The organism is Segatella sinensis (assembly GCF_040095255.1).
Classification (GTDB): Bacteria; Bacteroidota; Bacteroidia; order Bacteroidales; family Bacteroidaceae; genus Prevotella; species Prevotella sinensis.
The window spans coordinates 1-835 of record NZ_JBBNGE010000129.1; the positions used below are offsets into that span (position 1 = coordinate 1).

Below are 835 nucleotides of genomic sequence, written 5' to 3' on the forward strand. Positions count from 1 at the left end.
ACCCAAATCATACCTCAAAAAATCTGGATATTGGAAATCAGGGAGTTACATGACGGGTGACTGCAATGTGGGTTAAGTATCTCCTTTTGAAGGTAATTTATAATATATCGGACGTTGATGTAGTAGAACGTGCCCGCTATGATATGTCGTTCAAGTACTTCTTGGGATTAACTCCTGAGGAGACTAACCTGATAAATCCTAGTTCCTTGACCAAATTCCGTCGACTTCGCCTAAAGGATATGGACCTGCTGGATCTGCTCATCAAAAAGACAGTTTCTATTGCTATAGAAGTTGGTGTCCTCAAGTCTAAAACCGTTATCGTTGATGCAACCCATACGCATTCCCGTTCTAATCCAATTAGTGCGGCAAAGAGTTTGGAGTATTATTGCAAGGCCGTAATCAAGGTCGTTAATTCTGTGGATGACAGCATGGAATTGCCTGAGCTTCCAAAAGAAAAGAAGTATTCTTCTATCATGAATGCTGCTAAAACGATAGTTGCTACTGTGGAAGCAGATGCTGCAACTGCCAATATGCCTGCAGTCAAGGAGCGTCTCAATATGCTGAAAGAAACCATTTCAGATGCAGAGCCCCGAGGCGTAATATCAAAGGATGAGGATGCCCGTACAGGACATAAAACAGCTCATTCTTCATTCTTTGGGTATAAGACACATATGGCGATGAGCGATGAGAGAATTATCACTGCAGCTACTGTTACTTCTGGCGAAAAAGGTGATGGACAGCAATTGCCGGAACTGATGAGGAAGACAGAGGAAGCAGGAATGGAAGTTGATTCCATTGTAGCAGATAAAGCATATTCCAGCAAGGAAAATCTCAA

1 pseudogene is annotated in these 835 nt (G+C 42.4%); it reads left to right on the plus strand.

What is annotated here, in order from left to right:
* Positions 1-74: 74 nt before the first annotated feature.
* Positions 75-835: pseudogene (locus AAAT87_RS15410) on the plus strand (transposase); the annotation flags it as partial.